Origin of the sequence: Planctomyces sp. SH-PL62, from assembly GCF_001610895.1 — a bacterium.
Taxonomy (GTDB): domain Bacteria; phylum Planctomycetota; class Planctomycetia; order Isosphaerales; family Isosphaeraceae; genus Paludisphaera.
In genome coordinates, this window is record NZ_CP011273.1 from 2040835 (window position 1) to 2059748 (window position 18914).

Here is an 18914-nt window from a genome sequence, read left to right on the forward strand (position 1 = left end):
GACGACCAACGAAGGGAGGACCCCGCGTGAGCGACGCCGACCCCAACGAGCCCGCCGGCCCGACGACGACCGACGAGCCGGTTCCGGCCGCCCCGGACGACATCGCGGCCGTCGAACGCCTCAAGGCCGCCTACGACACCCTCCGCGCCGAGATGAGCAAGGTCATCGTCGGCCAGAACAGGGTGGTCGAGGAGCTGCTGGTCTCGATCTTCGCCCGCGGCCACTGCCTGCTGATCGGTGTCCCCGGCCTGGCCAAGACGCTGATGATCCACACCCTGTCCGACGCCCTGAACCTCACCTACAACCGGATCCAGTTCACCCCCGACCTGATGCCCTCGGACATCACCGGGACCGAGGTGATCCAGGAGGACAAGGCCACCGGCGTCCGCCACTTCAAGTTCCTCCGCGGGCCGGTCTTCGCCAACATCGTGCTGGCCGACGAGATCAACCGGACCCCCCCCAAGACCCAGGCCGCGCTCCTGGAGGCCATGCAGGAGCGGCAGGTGACCGTGGGGGGAGAGCGGCACCGCCTCCCGGACCCGTTCTTCGTCCTGGCGACCCAGAACCCGATCGAACAGGAAGGGACATACCCGCTCCCCGAGGCCCAGCTCGACCGCTTCATGTTCAACGTCCTGGTGGACTACCCGGACGAGGAGGAAGAGGTCGACATCGTCCGCAAGACGACGAGCATCGCGCGGCCGGGCGTCTCCAAGGTCCTGTCGGCCAACGAGATCCTGGCGCTTCAGGAGATCGTCCGGCGGGTGCCGGCGGCCGACCACGCGGTCAAGTACGCCGTGCGGCTGACCCGGGCGACGCGTCGCGACCGCGAGGAGGCGCCGACCTTCGTCCGCGACTACGTGAGCTGGGGCGCCGGCCCCCGCGCCAGCCAGTACCTCGTGCTGGCCGCCAAGGCGCGGGCCGTGCTCCACGGACGGTTCCACGTCTCGATCGAGGACATCCGCGCGGTCGCCCAGCCGGTCCTCCGCCACCGGATCATCACCAACTTCAACGCCGAGGCCGAGGGCCTCAAGCCCGACGACGTGGTGGAGCGCCTGATCAAGACCATCCCGGTCGACGAACGCGAGGCCGATCAGAGTGGAAAACTACCAAAGCTATTTAGATCCGCAGACGTTGGCTAGCGTCGAGGGCCTGGACCTCCAGGCCCGGCTGCTGGTCGAAGGCTACGTCGCCGGCATGCACCCGAGTCCGTACCACGGCTTCTCGGTCGAGTTCGCCGAGCACCGCGAATACGTCCCCGGCGACGACGTCCGCCACGTCGACTGGAAAGTCTGGTCCAAGACCGACAAGCTCTACCTCAAGCAGTATGAGGAGGAGACCAACCTCCTCCTGTACCTGCTCCTGGACACCAGCGAGTCGATGTCCTACGCCTCCGAGGGCCGGGTCTCGAAGTTCAAGTACGCGCAGTTCGTCGTCGCGGCGCTGGCGTACCTGATCCTCCAGCAGCAGGACTCGGTCGGCCTGGCCCTGTTCGACGACTCGGTGAGGCGCTACCTCAAGCCGGCGGGGCAGCCGTCGCACCTGAAAGAGCTGATCCACCTCCTGGACGTCACCCCGGCGCGGGACAAGTCGGACCTGGGGGCCGTCCTCCACGACCTGTCCGAACGGTTCCGAAAGCGAGGCGTGGTCGCGATCTTCTCGGACCTTCTCGACGACCCGACGAAGGTGCTGGCCGGGCTGAAACACTTTCGCCACCGTCGCCACGAGGTCGTCGTCTTCCACGTGCTCGACCCCGACGAGGTCGACTTCCCATTCCGCGACCCGACCCTGTTCCTGGGGATGGAGGGCCTCCCCGACGTCGCCGCCGACCCCGCCGTCCTGGGCGCCGCCTACCGCAAGGAGGTGGCCGACTACCTCGACGCCCTGAAAAAAGGCTGCCGGATGATCGACATCGATTACGTCCCGCTGCGCACCGACCAACCGCTCGACGTCGCCCTCTCCGCCTACCTCGCCTCGCGGGCGGCGCGGAAGCGATAATCCCGGGAACATCCTTCTCCCACGAGGGGAGAGATGATTCGCGCCCGCTTCATCGTGACTTGAGGTGCCGACCCCTTGATGGCCGCGTCATTATTCCTCGCACCGATCCTGGCCGTCGGGTTCGCCAACGCGGGGCTCCTCTATGGGCTCGCGGCGGCGTCGATCCCGATCCTGATCCATCTGCTGAACCGCCGCAAGCGCCGGGAAGTCCGGTGGGCGGCCATGCGGTTTCTCGCCGCGGCGCTGGCCAAGAACCAGCGGCGGATCCGCATCGAGCAGTGGCTCTTGCTCGCGCTGCGCTGCCTGCTGGTGGCGTTGGTGGTCGGGGCGATGGCGAAGCCGTTTCTGGAGTCGTTCGGCAACGTCATCCCGGGGGGACGGACCCATCGGGTGATCGTGATGGACGCCTCGATGAGCATGGCGGCGAAGTCCGGCGGGTCGACCCGGTTCGACCAGGCCAAGGCCGTCGCGTCCCAGTTGATCAAGGACTCGCGCCGCGGCGACGCCGCGAGCCTGGTGCTGATGAGCGACCCGCCCCGCGTCGTCGTCGGCGAGCCCTCGCCCAACCTCGACGCGATCCGCAAGGAGATCGGCGAACTCACCCAGGGGGAAGGGGGCGTCGACCTGGAAGCGACCTTCGAGGCCGTCGACCGCGTATTGGAAGCCTCCTCGATCGCCCAGAAGGAGTTGGTGTTCCTCTCCGACCTGCAGGCCGCGAGCTGGCGGCCCCGGATCGGGAACGGCGACGGAGGCGAAAAAGGAGACGGAGTTGAAAAAGGAGAGTCGAGCGGCGACGAGGGGCTGAAACGCTCGATCGACCGGATCGAGGCCCGCCGGCCCCGCTCGGTGGTCATCGACCTGGGGAAGGCGGGCGGCGGCAACCGCGCCGTGGTGGAGCTGGCGGCGGATCGGCCGGTGATCACGCCGGCGACGACCGTGGCGATCACGGCGCTCGTGAAGAATTTCGGCCCGACGCCCGCCGAGGGGGTCCGGGTCCGGCTCACGACCGACGGCCGCCTCGGGCCCGAACAGGTCGTCGACCTCCCCGTCGGCGAGGTCGTCCCGGTCGTCTTCAACCAGCAGTTCACCGCGCCGGGGGACCACGTTTTGGAGGCGACCCTCGACGAGGATGCGCTCCCGCCGGACGACCGCCGCCTGCTGGTCGCGACGGTGCGCGAGGCCGTGAACGTCCTGCTGGTCGACGGCGACTACAAGTCGGAGGCGTTCCTGGCCGAGACCGACTTCCTCGCCCAGGCGCTGGCCCCCGGCGAATCGGCCGAGGGAGAGACCGATCCGATCCGCGTGGAGGTCGTCCCCGAGAGTCGGCTCGCCCGTCGCGACCTGGCGGTCTACGACGTGGTGGCCCTCTGCAACGTGGCCCAGTTCAGCCCGGTGGAGGTCGAGGCCCTGGAAGGCTTCCTGGAGCAGGGGGGGGGCGTCGTCGTCTTCGGCGGAGATCAGGTCTCGGCGGACAACTACAATCGGCTCCTGTTCGCCGACGGCCGGGGGATCCTGCCGGCCGCGGTCGGCGAGGTCGTGGGGGACGCGGCCAAGAAGGAGTCGGCCTTCCGGTTCGACCCGCTGGGCTTCCGCCACCCGATCCTGGCCGACTTCCGCAACCAGGCCGATCCGGTGATCGCCGGCCTGACCCAGACCCAAATCTGGAGCTACCTGAAACTGGCCGTGCCGAAGGACTCGGCGGCCCGCGTCGCGCTGGCGTTCGACGACGGCGACCCGGCCGTGGTCGAGGCGTCGAGACGGCGGGGACGGTTGTTCCTGTCGGCGATCCCGGCCGACGCCGACTGGTCGAACTGGCCCGCGCACCGGAGCTACCCGCCGGTCATGCACGCCCTGATCATGGAGGCGGCCTCGGGACGACAGGCCGAGCGGACGATCCAGGTCGGTCAGGCGTTCGATCAGACGTTCCCCGCCGCCTCGGCCGGCGCTCCAGCGACCGTGACGACGCCGAAAGGCGTGGCGACGGCCGTGAAGCTCAAGGCCGAAGGGGGCCTGGCACGGCTCCACTTCGAACAGACGGACGCCGCCGGGGCCTACCAGGTGAAGCTGGGACCGCCGGCCGCGACCGACCTGGCGTTCGCCGCCAACCCCGACCCTGCCGAGAGCGACCCGGCGAGGCTCGAACGGGCGGGCCTGGCGGAACGGCTGCCGGGCTGGAAGTTCGTGCTCCTGGCCGACGGCCGCGAGCTGGCCCGTAACGCCGCCGCCGTCGGCCGCCGGGGGGAGCTGCACCGGCCGCTCCTGTACGGCGTGCTGGCCCTCTTGATGATCGAGTCGTTCGCCGCCTGGCGGTTCGGCCGGGTCGGCTCGCGATGACGCCGAGCCCCCCCGAAATCAACCCGACCCGCGACCGCCCGAGCAAGGACCGCCTGCGTTGATCGAATCGCTGCTCCAGTACCTGGCCGACCGACTGGGCGTCGAACCTCCCCGCGCCGGGGAGGCCGTCTCGCCGCACATCCGGTTCGAACAGCCGTGGCCGCAATGGGCGCTCCTGGCCGTCGTGCTGGGAGGCTCGGCGTTCGTCGTCTGGCTCTACCGCCGCGAGCCCCGCGCGCCGGCCGGGGTCAAGGCGGTCCTCGCGGGGCTCCGCATCAGCCTCGTCCTGCTGACCGTCTTCCTGCTCTCCGAGGCCGCCCTCTCGGTCGACCGGACCGGGCTCCCCTACCTCGCCGTGCTGGTCGACGATTCGGCGTCCGCGCAGATCGCCGACCAGTACGAGAAGCCCGAGGTCCAGGCCCAGGCCGCCGCCCTGGCCTCCGACTCGGCGAAGGCCGCGACGGAGGCCGGCAAGGGTTCCGGCGAGACGTCCGCGCCCGGGGCGAACGGCGAGGAGGCGACCCGCCTGGCCGTCGCCAAGGGGCTGCTCCTGAAGGACGACGCCGCGATGCTCCGGGCCCTCCAGAAGCAGCACCGAGTCCGACTCTATCTGGTCTCGAACGCCACCCGGCTGCTCGCCGAGATCGACCGGCCCGAGGACGTGGAGCCGGCCGTCGCCAAGCTTCGCGCCGTCGAGCCGGTCGGCCCCCAGACCCGCCTGGGCGACGGCGTCCGCCAGGTCCTCACCGAACTGCGAGGGGCGCCGCCGTCGGCCCTGATCCTCCTGAGCGACGGCCAGACCACCGAAGGCGAGCCGCTGACCAAGGCCGCCGAGCTTGCCGCGCGCAAGGGAGTCCCCCTGTTCACCGTGGGCGTCGGCAGCGCCGAGCCGGCGCGGGACCTGGAGCTGACCGACCTGCTCGTCGACGACGTGGTGTTCGTCGACGACGCCGTCCGGTTCCAGGCCAAGCTCGCCGCGCGCGGCTTCGAGGGCCGCAAGGTCACGCTCCGGCTCCGCGAGCGGCCCCCCGGCGCGAAGGCCGACGAGCCCGGCGTCGAGATCAAGTCGATCGAAGTCGACGCCCCCCCCGACGGCAAGCCCGCGCGGGTGGAGATCGTCCACGAGCCGAAAGAGACCGGGGAGAAGACGTTCGTGCTGGAGGTCGACCCCCGACCCCGCGAGCTGCAAGTCGACAACAACCGGATCGAACGCACCGTCTCCGTCCGCAAGGAGAAGCTCAAGGTCCTCCTCGTCGAGAGCGAGCCGCGCTACGAATTCCGCTACCTCAAGAACTACCTGGAGCGCGAGGAGACCATCGACCTATCGGTCGTCCTGCTCTCCTCCGACCCCGAATACAGCGAGCAGGACCGCTCGGCCATCCCCGTCTTCCCGGCGTCGAAGGAGGACCTGTTCGGCTTCGACGTGGTCCTCTTCGGCGACGTCGACCCGGGCTATCTCAGCCAGGCGCAGATGCGGAACCTCGCCGAGTTCGCGACCGAGAAGGGGGGGGGCGTCCTGTTCGTCGCCGGCCAGCTTTTCAACCCGCTGGCCTACAGGGGGACCCCCCTGGAAGCGCTCCTGCCGATCGAGCTGTCCGACGCCCGCGACCCGGCCGCCGTGGGCGCGTCGGTCCTCCCGTTCCACCCCGAGCTGACGCTGGAAGGCCGCGCCAGCCCGATCTTCCGCTTCGGCGGCGACGAGGCCGAGAGCGCCCGCATCTGGCGAGACCTCCCCGAGTCTTTCTGGTACTTCGAGGCGCCCCGCAAGAAGCCCGCCGCCCTGGTGCTGGTCGATCATCCCACGGCCACCGGCGGCGACGGCAAGCTCCCGCTGATCCTCTACCAGTTCGCCGGCTCCGGCCGGACCATGTTCCACGCCTTCGACGACACCTGGCGCTGGCGGTTCCGCGCCGGCGATCGGTACTTCGGCCGGTTCTGGGTCCAGACGATCCGCTTCCTGGCGCGATCTCGGCTGGCCGGCAAGCGCCAGGCCGAGATCCAGACCGACCGACGCGCCTACGAACGAGGCCAACCCGTGCAGGTCCGCGTCCGATTCCCCAACCCGGGCCTGACGCCGATCGACGACTCGGCCTCGGTGCAGATCGAGCGCCAGGGGGGCGCGTCGCGGACGCTCAAGCTCCAGCGGTCGCCCGGCGCGCGCAACGTTTTCGAGGGAGTACTGGCGCAGGCGACCGAAGGCGAATACACCGCGAGGCTCCTGCCGCCGCCGGTCCTCGAAGGGCCGATCCCCACCGCGGCCTTCCGCGTCGAGGCCCCCGCCGGCGAGTTCGAGAAGGTGCAGATGAACGAATCCGAGCTGCGGCGGGCCTCGGCCGTCTCCCCCGGCGCCTACCTCCCCGCCGTCGCCGCCTCGGGCCTCCTGGACGGCCTCCCCAAGCCCTCCAAGGTCCCGCTCGACACCGACCCGCCCATCCCCCTGTGGAACTCCTGGCCCATCCTGGCGCTGTTCCTACTGCTGCTGGCCTCGGAATGGATTCTCCGAAAAAGGGCGCGGATGGTATGATGATTATCAGGTCACCTCGCCTGATTACAGAGCCCGGTCTCAGCCGTCGCTGCTGCGTCGGCCCGTCCTCGGGAGGGTCTCGATGAGCCGGCCCCGCACACGACTGGAAACGCGCCTGGCCTCGTTCCGCAACCGCATCCGTCGGCTCTTGCTGGCGTACGGGGCGAGCCGGGTCGCGGCGGCGGCGATCCCCCTCATCCTGGCGGCCTGCCTGGCCGACTGGGCGTTCCACCTGGATCCGCTGGTCCGGCTGGCGGCGCTCGTGGCGATCGTCGCGGCGGTCGGCTGGTCGGCCTGGCTGCGGGTCGTCCGACCGGCCCTGGTCCCGTTCCAGGACCTCGACGCCGCCATGCGGATCGAAAAGCGCTGGCCGGGCCTGGAAGACCGGCTGGCGAGCACCGTGCAGTTCCTCCGGACGCCGGCCGACGACCCGTCGTTCGGCTCCCCCGCCTTGCGAGAGGCGACGATCCGGAAGGCGGAGGAAGAGGTCGAATCGCTCGACTTCCGCGAGGTCGTCGACGCCCGGCCGATGGTCCGCGCGGCGACCCTCGCCGCCGCGGCCGCCCTGCTGGCGGCGTCGGCCGTCGTCCTCGACCCGGCCTCGGCCGGGATCGCCGCCCGTCGCCTGTTCGTCCCGTTCGGCGGCGACCGCTGGCCCCAGCGCACCCACCTGGCCCTGGACCCGGCCGGGACCACGCTCAAGCTCGCCAAGGGGGACGCCTTCAGCCTCGTCGTCCGCGTCCGCGAAGGAGACCGCGTCCCCGATTCGGTCCGGGCCGTCTACCGCTATGAAGACGGCGAGACCGCCGCCGAGCCGCTGGCGGTCGTCGAGGGGGGCGAGTTCCGGGGCCGCATCGAGACCGTCGACCGACCGTTCACGTTTTCCGTCTCCGGCGGCGACGACTCCTCCTCGATCCGCGACGTGGCCGTCCGCGTCGTCCCGCCGCCGGCCCTCACCCGGACCACCGTGCGGCTGACGCCCCCGACGTACACCGGCCAGCCCGCGCAGGTGCTGGCCTCGGGCCTGACCTCATTCAAGGTGCTGAAGGGGACCCGCGTCGAGGTCGAGGCCGCGGCCGACAAGCCCCTCTCCTCGGCGACCGTCCACCGCAGCGACGGCGTCGAGCCGACGCCCGCCCGGCTCGACGCCGTCGCCACCGGGTTCTCCACGTCGTTCACACCGGAAGCCGACCTGACCTTCTGGTTCGCGCTCGCCGACGCCGAGGGCTTCACCAGCCGCGAAGCCGTCCGCTACGACGTCCGTCTGGTCAAGGACGAGGCCCCCCGGGTGGCGATCGTCGAGCCCAAGACCGATCGCGACGTCCCCCCCGACGCCCTAGTGCCGGTGGCGATCGACGTGGACGACGACTACGGTATCCACTCGGCCCGGATGCTCTATCAGATCGCCAGCGGCGACTCCGAGCCCCACGACGCCGTGGCCCTGCCGCTCTGGTCCGCCCCCCCGCCCGAGGCGGCCGAAGCGAGCGTCGGCCCCGGCTCGGCCGGGACGGCCGCCCCCTCCGCCGCCGCGCTGATCAAGCATCAGTCGATCCGCCACGACTGGGACCTCGGCCCCCTGGCCCTGCCGCCGGGCGCGATCGTCACCTTCCACGCCGACGCCCGCGACTTCGACGCGATCTCCGGCCCCAACCGCGGCAAGAGCCGCGAACTACGCCTGCGGATCGTCGCCAAGGAAGAAGCCGCGCGGCAGTTCGACGAGGCCCGTCGCGCCCTCCGCGAGGAAATCGCCCGGACCCTGGCCATGCAGAAGCAGGCCGCCGCCCCCGTCGCCGACGCCGCCCGCGCGCTCGACCAGGCCGAGGCCCTCACCAAGCCCCAGCGCGACGACCTGGACAACGCGGGCCTCGTCCAGCGCCAGGTCGCCGGCCGCCTCGACGACCGCGAGGACGGCCTCGAACGCAACCTCCGCCGCCTGCTCGACGACCTCCAGAACTTCAAGCTCGACAACGCCCCCGCCAAGGAACAGATGGAACACATGCTCGCGCAAATCGTCCAGATGCGCGAGAAGAACCTCGGCGCCGCCGAACAGGCCCTCAACCGCGCCCGCAAGAACCTCGACGCCGCCCGCGACCAGGCCCCGGCCGGGCCCCAAAACCAACCCGCCCAGCCGAATGAGGCGGTCGCGGACCAGCCGGGCGAAAATCAGCCGGCGGGCCAGGCCGACGCCGAAGCCGCCAAGGCCCAGCCGGGCGAGGCGGGCGAGGATCAGCAGGCGGCCGACCGAGGGGCCAAGGAGGCGGCGAAGGAGGCCCTCGCGCAAGCCCGAGAGAACCAGGGGGCGGTCGCCGACGAGTTGCAGAAGATGCTCGACGAACTCGGCGAGTTCGAGACCTACCGAGGGGTGGTCAAGGACGCCCAGGACCTCCTGAAGAAGCAGGAGCAGGCGATCAAGCAGTCGGCCGACGCCGCCGCCAGGCCCGAGCTCGCCGGCAAGGACCAGGCCGAGCTCACGCCGGAGCAGAAGGCCGACCTGGCGAACCAGGCCACCCGCCAGCAGGAGCTGGCCGGGGGCTTGCAAGACCTCCAGGAGAAGATGGACCAGATGGCCGCCCGACTGGACCAGACCGACCCGCTGGCCGCCTCGGCCCTGCGAGAAGCGGCCCAGGCCAGCCGAGACGCCCAGACCGCCGCCAAGATGGAAGAGGCCGCCCGAGGGGTCGAGAAGAACCAGATGGGCCAGGCCAGGGCCGGGCAGGAGGCCGCCAAGCAAGACCTCAAGGAGTTGGTCGACCTCGTCCAGAACCGCCGCGAGCGCGAGCTGGCCCGGCTCGTCAAGGAGTTGAAGAAGGCCGAGACCGACCTCCGCGCGCTTCGCGCCCGACAGGCCGAGAACCTCAAGGCCACCCGCGAAGCCAAGAACATCGCCGACGCCCAGAAGCGCAAGGACGAACTGCAAAAGCTCGGCAAGGAGCAGGCGCAGATCCAGGAGGAGCTCAAGAAGCAGCTCCAGAAGCTCGCCAAGCTCAACGCCGACGCCGCCGCCAAGGCCGGCGGCCGGGCCTCCTCGCGCATGAGCAAGGCCCAGGAACAGATGGACGCCGACGACGCCGAACAGGCCGGCGGCGAGGAGGAAGAGGCCCTCGCCGACCTCAACGACGCCCAGGACGAGCTGGAGCAGACCCGCCGCGACGCCGAGGAGAAGCTCGCCGACGAGCAGCTCGCCCGCATGGGGGACCAGCTCAAGTCGCTCTCCGAACGCCAGACCAAGCTCGTCGGCGACGCCGAGGGGTTCGACAAGATCCGCCATGACGCCGGCGACCTCACCCGCGGCCAGCGCGTGGGCGTCCGCAACCTCGGCCAGATCCAGTCGGGCCTCAAGGAAGAGACCGGCGACCTCGTCAAACGCCTCGACGGCGCCCCCGTCTTCGCCCTCACCCTCCGCCGCGCCTCCGACGACATGGATTCCGCCGCCGCCGGCCTCGCCGCCATCAAGACCGACCAGGAGACCCTCGACGCCGCCCGCGCCGCCGCCAAACGGTTCGAGCAGCTCATGGACGCCCTGAAACGCGACGACGGCAAGAACGGTGGGCAGGGGGCGGCGAGGGAGGCGGAGGAGGCGGCGGCGGGGGAGGCGACGGCATCCCCCCCGCGGCCCAGGTCAAGATGATCAAGGCCCTCCAGGAAGAGATCAACGAACGCACCGAGGCCCTCGACGAGCTGAAGCGCCGCCGCAAGGAACTCACCCCCGACCAGACCGCCGAGGCCGACCGACTCGCCGCCGACCAGGGCGCCCTGGCCGACATCGTCCGCGACATGACCCGACCCCGCCGCGACGACGGAGAGGAATGATCCATGCGCCAGCTCCTATTCTTCCATCGAGTCCCGCTAGGCCTCCCCCCGCTCGCCGCCGCGCTCACGCTCGCGCTGATCGCCCTCGCCCCGCCGCTCGCGCGTGCCCAGGACGCCGCCGACGACGCCGCGCTCGACGCCCTGATCAAGGAGGTCGATGACGCCGGTAAGGAAGACGCCCCCCGTCCCGAACCCCGACCGAGCGACTCACCCAAGCCCAAGCCCGGCGAGGTCGAAAAGCCGAAGGCCGACGACCAGCCCGCCGCCAAGCCCCAGGGTCAGCCCAAGCCCGACGAGCTTTCCGGCAAGGACAAGGACCTGGACGCCCTCCTCGAATCGCTCGGCGAGACCCGGGACGAGCCCGCCGCCCGCGACGAACGCAAGCCCCCCGGCGGCCCTGGCGGCGAGGACCAGGACAAGGACGAGGGCCAGGGACCGGGCGAGGACGACAAGGACCGGAAGCAAGATCCCGGCGAAGGCCGCGACCGGCAGCCCCGGCTGACCGACAAGGACAAGGCGCTCGACGAGGAACTGGAGGAGCTTTCCGGCCGGCGTCGCAAGCGCAACCGCGACGACGGCCAGGGGGAAGGCTCCGGCCCGATGGGTGAACTCATCAAGGAGATGCGCGACGTCGAGAAACGGCTCGGCGAGCCCGACACCGGCGAGGAGACCCGCGGCAAGCAACAGCAGCTCGTCAAGCGGCTCGAAACGCTCATCGAGAAGATCCGCCAGGAAAGCCAACAGCAATCTCGGATGACGCAGCGACAGACCGAGCAGCAGGGGGGCAAACCGGGCGACCAGCCGGGAGATCAGGCCGGGAACAACCCCGGCGGCGCTCCCAACCAACGCCCCAAGACCCCCACCGACCGGCGCTCGCTGGCCGGCGGCAAGGACGCCTGGGGCCACCTCCCGCCCGAGCTTCGGCAGGAGATGGAGAACGTCGCCAAGGAGGACTCGCTCCCCAGCAGTGAGGAGCTGATCCGCCGCTATTACCTATCCGTCTCGCGCGGCAAGCTCAACCGGGGGGATTGAACCGATGATCCAGCGTCGCCGCATCCTGGGCCTCGTCGCGACCGCCTCGACCCTCGCCGCGACCGCCCTGGCCAGCCAGGAGCCTCCCAAGGCCGAGGCCCCCAAGGCCGAAGCCGCCCCGTCTGACGCCCCCAAGCCCGAGAAGGCCAAGTCGGTGGGCGTCTTCGGCGAGGCCGTGCGCGGCGACGTCCCCGACGGGACGAGCGAGATGCTCACGCCCGAGGCCGACCGCGCCATTCAGAACGGACTGGCGTGGCTGGCCCGCTCGCAACAGGCCGACGGCTCATTCGGCAGCGGAACCTATCGCGGCAACATCGCCGTGACCAGCCTGGCGGGCCTGGCGTTCATGGCCGGCGGGTCGAGCCCCGGCCGAGGTCCCTACGGAGAACAGGTGGACAAGGCGCTGGCATACGTGATGGAGAACACCTCGCCCGCCGGGTTCATCGCCGTCGCCGCAGCGTCGACCCACGGCCCGATGTACTCCCACGGCTTCGGCTCGCTCTTCCTGGCCGAAGCCTACGGCATGACCCGCCGCCCGGAGATCCGCGAGAAGCTCCAAAAGGCCGTCCGCCTCATCATCGACACCCAGAACCACGAGGGGGGCTGGCGGTATCAGCCGGTCCGCAACGACGCCGACGTCTCCGTCACCATCTGCGAGATCAACGCCCTCCGCGCCGCGAGGAACGCCGGGCTGTTCATCCCCAAGGAGACCGTCGAAGCCTGCATCAAGTACGTGAAGCAGGCCCAGAACCCCGACGGCGGATTCCGGTACATGCTCCAGGGGGGCGCCAGCGCCTTCCCGAGATCGGCCGCCGGCGTCGTCGCGCTGCAAAGCGCCGGCGTCTACGACGACAAGGAGGTCGCCGAGGGGATCGCCTATCTCAAGCAGTTCATGCGCGAAATCAAGCTGGGCAGCCGCTACAGCCATTATTTCTACGGCCACTACTACGCCGCCCAGGCCATGTGGATCCGCGGCGGCGACGACTGGAACGACTGGTTCCCCGCCATCCGCAACGAGCTGGTCCACCGCCAGTCGGCCGCCGGCTTCTGGAACGACAGCATCTGCAACGAGTACGGCACCGCCATGGCCCTCATCATCCTCCAGATGCCCAACAACTTCCTGCCGATCTTCCAGCGCTAGCGGGCGGGCCGACGCCGACCGGGACGGAAATGAACATGCATCGACACGATTCCCAGATCGGGCGCCTCGGCGCGATCCTCGTCGTGCTGGCGGCCCTCGCCGGCCCCCGCGCCCTCGCCGCCGGCTTCACGTCCGAGGTCGACGGCGACGAGCCGAGCTTCGAGACGCTCACGACGACCGGCCCCGGCCCGACCGGCCGGATCAGTTCGCTCGGCGTCGATCGAATCGCCGTGACGCCGGCCGGAGAGGCCGCCGCGGAGCGGTCGACGTCCGAGCTGATCCGCGTCTGGCGAGAGGCCGCGACGACGATCGGAGAGGGGGCTTACGTGGTCCTCCCGGACGGCGACCGGATCACCGGCGCCCTGATCGGTGCGGCGACCGACGCGGCGGTCGAGGTTCAGGCGACGGCGATCGGCAAGGCGTCGGTCCCGCTCGACGCCATCCTCGGCCTGGTCCTCTCCGCTCCCACCGACCCGGACGCCTTCGACCAGCTCGTCCGCCGGGTGCGGACCGAGCCCCGGACCAGCGAGGTCGTCTGGCTCGCCAATGGCGATCGGCTGTCCGGCTCGTTCCTGGGCATGGACGACCGCGTCGTCAAGCTCTCGGTCGGCGGAGCCGCGCGCGAGCTGGCGCGCGAGGGGATCCTGGCCCTCGGCTTCGATCCCGCCCTGGTCTCCTATCCGAAGCCGGAAGGCCCCTACCTGGAAGTCGGCCTGATCGACGGCTCTCGCCTGGGCCTGGCCGACGTGAAGCTGGAACGAGGCCGGGTCTCGGGCGCCTCCCGCTTCGGCTCGCGGTTCGACGCGCCGCTGTCCGACGTGACGCGGATCACCCCCCGGACGTCGGCCGTCGTCTACCTCTCGGAGCGGCCGGTCGACGGCAAGAGCTACGTCCCCTATTTCGACCTGGTTCGGCCGTTCCAGGCGGACGCCAACGCCGAAGGCCGACCGCTGCTCCTGGGCGGGCGGACCTATGAACGGGGACTGGGAACTCAGAGTCGGACGCTACTGGCTTATAAAATCCAGCCCGGTGATTTAAAATTTCAGGCGATCGTGGGCGTCGATGAGCGCGCCGGCCCGCTGGGGAGCGTGGTCTTCCGCGTCCTGACCGACGGCGAGGTTCGATTCGCCAGCCCCTCGTTGACGTACCGCGACGCTCCGGTCGCGGTCGACGTCGATCTGGAAGGGGCGAAGCTCCTGATCCTGGCGACCGAGTTCGGAGAGCGCGGAGACGTCCGCGACCTGGCCGATTGGGCCGAGGCTCGCATCCTCCGCCGCCCTTGAACGCCCTCCCGTCGACCGAACCCGCCCATTAAGACGAGATTCGAGCACGTTCCAGAATGGCTGAACCCTCTCCCAAGGATCATCGCGGCCCGAGGCGCGACCAGGCCGAGCCGCCCAACATCCTGCCCGACGTGGCCTCGTCCGTCGTGCACAGCGTCATCAACTACCTGAGCGCGATCGTCAGCCAGGCGGAGATGCTCAAGAGCCAGAAGGGATCTCAGTCGGAGGTCGCGAGGCGTGCCGACTCGATCCTCACCGCCGCCCTCGGCGGGGCGGCCCTGGCGCGCCGGCTCTCGGAATACAGCCAACGCACGAACGTCTCGGCGCAGAGCCTCCTGGACCTCGACGCCCTGATCGCCGACCACGTCGACGAGCGAATCGACGACGCGCCGGAAGGGGTCGAACTCGTCGCCGACCTTAAGGCCCACGCGGTCTTTCCGGCCGACGCCTCGAAGCTGCTCGTGATGCTGGACTGCCTGATCGACAACGCGTTCGAGGCCCTGGACGACGCCGGACGGGGGGCGTGGTCACCGTCTCGACCCGGCTCGATCCCCGAGGCTGGCTCGAACTCGACGTCCGCGACGACGGGCCAGGTATGGAGGCCAGCATCCTCGAACGGGCCCTGGAGCCCTTCGTCTCCGGAAAGCCCGATCATTACGGCCTGGGCCTCCCCCTGGCGCGGAGCATCTGGCGACGGCACCGGGGCGCCTTCTCGATCGCGGCCCCGCTCGGGTACGGGACGCTCGTCCGCCTCACCCGACCGCCCGAGCCCTGCTGATCCGGATGCGGCGGCGGCGCGTGCCTTCGCCGCATCCCGCTCCACGCGGGCGCGACGAAGGTTCGCGTGGAGGTCCGAGCGGCTCGACTCAGCGGGCGCCGAGCAGCTCGACCTCGAACAGCAGCGTGGCGTTGGGGGGGATGTCCCCGCCGGCGCCGCGGGCGCCATAGCCGAGCGCCGGGGGGATGAGCAGCTCGCGCTTGCCTCCGACCTTCATCGTCGAGACCCCCTCGTCCCAGCCCTTGATGACCTGGCCGACGCCGAGGGTGAACTCGAACGACTCGCCCCGGTCGACGGAGCTGTCGAACTTCTTGCCTTTCTTGCCATCCTGCCAGAGCCATCCGGTGTAGTGCATCTCGCAGGTCTGGCCCTTCTTGGGCGTCGCGCCGTCGCCTTCCTTGGTGTCGCGATATTCCAGCCCGCTCTCGGTCTTCGTCATCTTCTTCTCCTTGGCGGCCTTGTTCTCGTCCTGGGCCGTCGCCGCGGCCGAGAAGCCCAGCGCCATGAACCCGGCCAGCGCCGCGGAAAGCAACACCCGGGCCAACTTGTCGGCGGTCTTCAAGCGAATCGCTCCTTCCAGGCGGCATCCATCCCACGTCCCGACACGTTCGGGAACGCGACGAACGCCGAACTTACCATATCCGCGCGTCCCGGAAAACTACCCGACCCACCAAACTGTACAAATTATCATGGACACCGCGACAGGCGACGATAGACTGTACATCCGAACCGATGCTCGCCGTTTCCAGACCTTAAGGGGGGACGTGCGGCGGGATTTCGACCCGAGACGTTGGATTTCGACAAGGATTCGACCGGTTCGGCGAATATCCGCGTGAACATTCGGCGCTCGGGGAGCGTCTTGTCGCCAGGATCGAACCGCGCCCGGATGGACGAATCGGATTTCGTGGCCTAGATAGATCCAGGAGAGATGGTCGACGGGTCCTGGATCGGGATCGACGAAGGGTTTGGAGTCGCCGGCCCCCCCGTTGCGACGACTGCTACCTGCGAAGACGCCCCAAAACGACTTCGAACGCGAGCACGCATTCTCAACGCAAGGACGTCCTCATGTTGACGCCAGTCCCGACCAAACGCTTGAAGCGGATCGCCGATCACGGGCCGCATCACGTCGTCGCCCAAGGTCCGGCCACTGGTCGCGAAGCCCCCACGGTGGACTTCGAGTCCGTGACGTCGCCGTCGGCCGAGGAGATCGCCGATGCCCTGCGGCAATCCACGCTTCGCGCCCATTACGCCCTGAAAGACGCCGCGACGCCCCCGGAGACGCTTCGATCCATCCGCGACGAGGTCGCCGAGTTGGAAAGGGAGATCGATCGCCTCGGCCTTCGGAAGCTCCATCCCTTCCTCTCCGCGCTCCGTCACCGGATCGAAGGGCTGGCCTGACACGGCTCTCGGCAAGCCGAAATATCAAACAAAATTTGAAAGTCGACGACACGGAGTCTTGATCCGCGACTTCCGCTGAGATATCTTGGCTCTTGACTTCAAACTACGCAGGTTCAGCAAGCTGCGCCGATTGAGTCGGCGCAGCGAATTGCGACAGCACAACGAGGCGGGCGGCGGCGTCCGCCCGGTGTATCGGGAGGAAGAGGGTCTGGCACGCCTGGACGGCTGGACCTCGATCCCAACGGACTCGACCGCGACAGGAGCGGCTGGGTAATGACACCGACGGCGGCGCCGCCCTCGTTTCTTCTTCGCCGACTCCAAGCCCGATCGGTTGGGGTCGGCGGGTGAGCGGTCACTTGCCTCGGCGGCCGCCCCCTTGCTGGCGTCCCGCCTGCTGGTTGCCCCGGCCGATCTCGACCATGTGGCCCCGGATGGACGCCTCGGCGTTCTTGGCCTGGGCGGCTTCGAGGGCCTCGCGGGCCTGCTCGGCGGCCGTGGCCTGGGCCTGGCCCTTGGCGGCCTTTTTCACCGACTTCGAGGGCGAGCCGGCGGGCTTGCCGATGGCGTCGCTGAGCTTGAATTTCCCGATTCCGGCCATGTCTGGGCTCCTGATAGTTCGACTCGAACTCAGAGGAAGATGCGTTTGACGTAATCGCGGAAGGCCATGGGGTCCAGCGGTCGGGCGCGGAACCCAATGTAGGCGTCGGGCCGGACGAGGTAGAGGCACGCTCCCTCGGCGCCGAACCGGCGGTGGAGGGCGTTGGCGGGGTCGGCCAGGCGTTCTCCACGCCAGGCGGGGGAGGCCTCGATCGGGGACTTCGGCTCGATGAGGATCGCGCGGAGTCGGTTCGCCAGGTGGGGGGGGATGAACTCTTCCACAAGGAAGTCCACGCGGAAGGCTCCCGATTCGGGCTTGGTCCCCTGGAAGACGAGCAGGACGTGGCGGCCGGCGTCGTCGGTACCGGCCCCGGGCTGGGATTCCGCGTCAGTGTTGCGGAAGACGAGGTCCGAGAGCCGCAGGGGTAGCCCGGTGACCGGGTCGGACTGGGCCAGCAGGACGTCCGGCAGGCGGTCGCCGGCCTGGGGGCCCTGGAGGAACGCCCGGCTCGCGTTATAGCCGGTCGCCCCTTCCTCCACGGTCGCGACGAGCCGGCCGGGCCGGTCCTCGGCGACGATCGGGCTCCGGCGGTAGGAGACGGCCAGCTCCGAAAGCTCACGCGAGAGCCGACGCCGGACGGCCTCGAGCCGGCCCAGCGAGGCGACCGTCGCGTCGCGCAGGGCGCGGGTCAGGGGGTTCCGCGCGGCGATCAGCCGCATCACCCAGTCGGTCCCCTTCAAGACTCCTTCGCCGACCGGCCGGCGTTCGGCGTCGTAGGATTCCAGGAGCGATTCCGGGCCTTGGCCCCGGATCGTCATGGCGAGCTTCCAGGCGAGGTTGGCCGCGTCCTGGACTCCCGTGTTCATCCCCTGGCCCCCGGCCGGGCTGTGCAGGTGGGCCGCGTCGCCGACGACGAAGCATCGCCCGGCGCGGTAGCGGTCGACTACGCGGCGGTGGATCACGAAGGGGGAGGTCCAGGACGCCCCTCCCACCTTGCCTCCGAGGCCGGAGATCGGCCCGGCCAGTTCGCGGAGTCGGGCCACGATCGCCTCGGGGGCGTCGACGTCGGCCTTGCCGGTTCCGTCGATCAGTCGCCAACGGCCATCCTGGGGGAGTGGGACGGCGACCATCGGCCCCTCGTTCGTGAGCACGACCGCCACCTCGTCGGCCGACATCCCCCAATCCACCGCCACGTCGGCCAGCAGGAACCGCTCGGGGTACTCGCCCCCCTCGAACGAGAGCCCCAGGCCGTGCCGGACCGCGCTTCGGGCTCCGTCGCAGCCGATCAGCCATTTGGCCCGGACGTGGGTCTCCCGGTTTGCTCCGTCCTTCAGGACCGCGGTCGCGCCGTCGAGGTCGGCCTTGAACGAGGAGAGGCGCGTCCGCCACTCGACTTCGCCCCCCAGTTCCTCCAGGCGTTCCAGCAGGATCCGCTCGGTGCGGGCCTGGGGGAGGATCAGGATGTAAGGAAACCGGGTCTCGTCCGGGGAGAGGGTGAGGCGCAGGTCCACGATCCGCTTGGTCCCGCGATAGACGCTGATCCCGTGGACCGCCCGCCCCTCCGCGCGCATCCGGTCGGCGACCCCCAGCCGGTGGAAAACTTCCATCGTGCCGGCGTGGATCGCCAGGGCGCGGGATTCGCGCTCTGGGGATGGACCGTCCCCCTCGTCGATGAGCAGACAGGGGACGCCCCGGCGCCGCAGTTCGCAGGCGAGGCTCAGGCCCGAAGGCCCCGCACCCACCACGAGCACCTCAACCTCGCGATCGATCCACTCGGACATACTCACGGCCCCCGCCGAAACACCGCGGCCCCGCGCCGGGGCTCCCTTCCACTTTGTCACAGTCTCCGCTCGCACGCCACCGGCCAGATCCCCTTCCGCCACAATCCCGCACGTCAAATCCGCTCGACCAGACCCTCCCGGATCCAGGATGTCCCTGGGCCTGATGGCGGATCGCGTCCTAAACTTATCATCGGGCGGGCGGCTCGATCGCGTTCCTCCTGATTGGCCTCGTCGAGAGCA

The 18914-nt window shown here is 70.0% G+C and carries 14 protein-coding genes; 11 read left to right on the top strand and 3 right to left on the bottom strand.

Features of this window, described 5'->3' with window-relative positions:
* Positions 1-101 precede the first annotated feature (101 nt).
* The 10 genes from VT85_RS07780 to VT85_RS07825 all read left to right on the top strand — a co-directional run bounded on the left by VT85_RS07780 (position 102) and on the right by VT85_RS07825 (position 14897).
* Positions 102-1139, top strand: coding sequence for an AAA family ATPase (locus VT85_RS07780; protein ID WP_068421631.1), 1038 nt, complete (start codon positions 102-104; stop codon positions 1137-1139).
* Entirely contained in the window at positions 1096-1995 is a 900-nt protein-coding gene (locus VT85_RS07785) for a DUF58 domain-containing protein (RefSeq protein WP_068412929.1), read from the top strand. The genes VT85_RS07780 and VT85_RS07785 overlap by 44 nt, the downstream gene beginning before the upstream one ends.
* Before the next feature lie 78 nt (positions 1996-2073).
* The gene (locus VT85_RS07790) at positions 2074-4329 is read left to right on the top strand and encodes a BatA domain-containing protein (protein ID WP_068412932.1); all 2256 of its coding nucleotides are present in this window, start codon (positions 2074-2076) and stop codon (positions 4327-4329) included.
* Between the two features lie 58 nt (positions 4330-4387).
* Positions 4388-6853, top strand: coding sequence for a VWA domain-containing protein (locus tag VT85_RS07795; RefSeq protein WP_197491159.1), 2466 nt, complete (start codon positions 4388-4390; stop codon positions 6851-6853).
* Positions 6854-6935: 82 nt separating this feature from the next.
* Positions 6936-10481, top strand: a complete 3546-nt coding sequence (locus VT85_RS07800; protein WP_197491160.1) for a DUF4175 family protein — start codon at positions 6936-6938, stop codon at positions 10479-10481.
* Positions 10478-10663 carry a hypothetical protein gene (locus VT85_RS28315; protein WP_197491161.1) on the top strand — a complete coding sequence of 62 codons (186 nt, stop codon included), beginning with the start codon at positions 10478-10480 and terminating at the stop codon, positions 10661-10663. Before VT85_RS07800 ends, VT85_RS28315 begins: the two co-directional genes overlap by 4 nt.
* A 3-nt stretch (positions 10664-10666) precedes the next feature.
* The gene (locus VT85_RS07805; RefSeq protein ID WP_068412935.1) at positions 10667-11695 is read left to right on the top strand and encodes a hypothetical protein; all 1029 of its coding nucleotides are present in this window, start codon (positions 10667-10669) and stop codon (positions 11693-11695) included.
* A 4-nt stretch (positions 11696-11699) separates the two neighbouring features.
* A complete protein-coding gene (locus VT85_RS07810; protein ID WP_068412938.1) occupies positions 11700-12836 on the top strand; it encodes a prenyltransferase/squalene oxidase repeat-containing protein in 1137 nt (378 codons plus the stop codon).
* Between the two features lie 35 nt (positions 12837-12871).
* Positions 12872-14119, top strand: coding sequence for an NPCBM/NEW2 domain-containing protein (locus tag VT85_RS07815; protein ID WP_156512734.1), 1248 nt, complete (start codon positions 12872-12874; stop codon positions 14117-14119).
* Between the two features lie 523 nt (positions 14120-14642).
* A complete protein-coding gene (locus VT85_RS07825; RefSeq protein WP_068412947.1) occupies positions 14643-14897 on the top strand; it encodes an ATP-binding protein in 255 nt (84 codons plus the stop codon).
* 88 nt (positions 14898-14985) lie between these two features.
* On the opposite strand, the gene VT85_RS07830 is transcribed toward VT85_RS07825, so the two are convergent.
* Positions 14986-15402 (bottom strand): FKBP-type peptidyl-prolyl cis-trans isomerase, encoded by a 417-nt coding sequence (locus VT85_RS07830; RefSeq protein ID WP_409999943.1) that lies wholly within the window; start codon positions 15400-15402, stop codon positions 14986-14988.
* A gap of 560 nt (positions 15403-15962) precedes the next feature.
* Here VT85_RS07830 and VT85_RS07835 point away from each other — a divergent pair.
* A complete protein-coding gene (locus tag VT85_RS07835) occupies positions 15963-16295 on the top strand; it encodes a hypothetical protein (RefSeq protein WP_068412952.1) in 333 nt (110 codons plus the stop codon).
* A 352-nt stretch (positions 16296-16647) separates the two neighbouring features.
* Here the strand turns inward: VT85_RS07835 and VT85_RS07840 are convergent, their stop codons facing one another.
* Both VT85_RS07840 and VT85_RS26590 read right to left on the bottom strand, forming a co-directional pair.
* The gene (locus VT85_RS07840) at positions 16648-16893 is read right to left on the bottom strand and encodes a hypothetical protein (protein ID WP_068412954.1); all 246 of its coding nucleotides are present in this window, start codon (positions 16891-16893) and stop codon (positions 16648-16650) included.
* Between the two features lie 29 nt (positions 16894-16922).
* On the bottom strand, positions 16923-18674 hold the full coding sequence (locus VT85_RS26590; RefSeq protein WP_068412957.1) for an FAD-dependent monooxygenase: 1752 nt from the start codon (positions 18672-18674) through the stop codon (positions 16923-16925).
* Between the last annotated feature and the right edge of the window lie 240 nt (positions 18675-18914).

What these genes read in the sequence shown, in the direction of transcription:
- VT85_RS07790 (WP_068412932.1), top strand. Translation starts at nt 2,074, where the DNA reads ATGGCCGCGTCATTATTCCTCGCACCGATCCTGGCCGTCGGGTTCGCC.
- VT85_RS07800 (WP_197491160.1), top strand. Translation starts at nt 6,936, where the DNA reads ATGAGCCGGCCCCGCACACGACTGGAAACGCGCCTGGCCTCGTTCCGC.
- VT85_RS28315 (WP_197491161.1), top strand. Translation starts at nt 10,478, where the DNA reads ATGATCAAGGCCCTCCAGGAAGAGATCAACGAACGCACCGAGGCCCTC.
- VT85_RS07805 (WP_068412935.1), top strand. Translation starts at nt 10,667, where the DNA reads ATGCGCCAGCTCCTATTCTTCCATCGAGTCCCGCTAGGCCTCCCCCCG.
- VT85_RS07810 (WP_068412938.1), top strand. Translation starts at nt 11,700, where the DNA reads ATGATCCAGCGTCGCCGCATCCTGGGCCTCGTCGCGACCGCCTCGACC.
- VT85_RS07815 (WP_156512734.1), top strand. Translation starts at nt 12,872, where the DNA reads ATGCATCGACACGATTCCCAGATCGGGCGCCTCGGCGCGATCCTCGTC.
- VT85_RS07830 (WP_409999943.1), bottom strand. Translation starts at nt 15,402, where the DNA reads ATGGCGCTGGGCTTCTCGGCCGCGGCGACGGCCCAGGACGAGAACAAG.
- VT85_RS07835 (WP_068412952.1), top strand. Translation starts at nt 15,963, where the DNA reads ATGTTGACGCCAGTCCCGACCAAACGCTTGAAGCGGATCGCCGATCAC.
- VT85_RS07840 (WP_068412954.1), bottom strand. Translation starts at nt 16,893, where the DNA reads ATGGCCGGAATCGGGAAATTCAAGCTCAGCGACGCCATCGGCAAGCCC.
- VT85_RS26590 (WP_068412957.1), bottom strand. Translation starts at nt 18,674, where the DNA reads ATGTCCGAGTGGATCGATCGCGAGGTTGAGGTGCTCGTGGTGGGTGCG.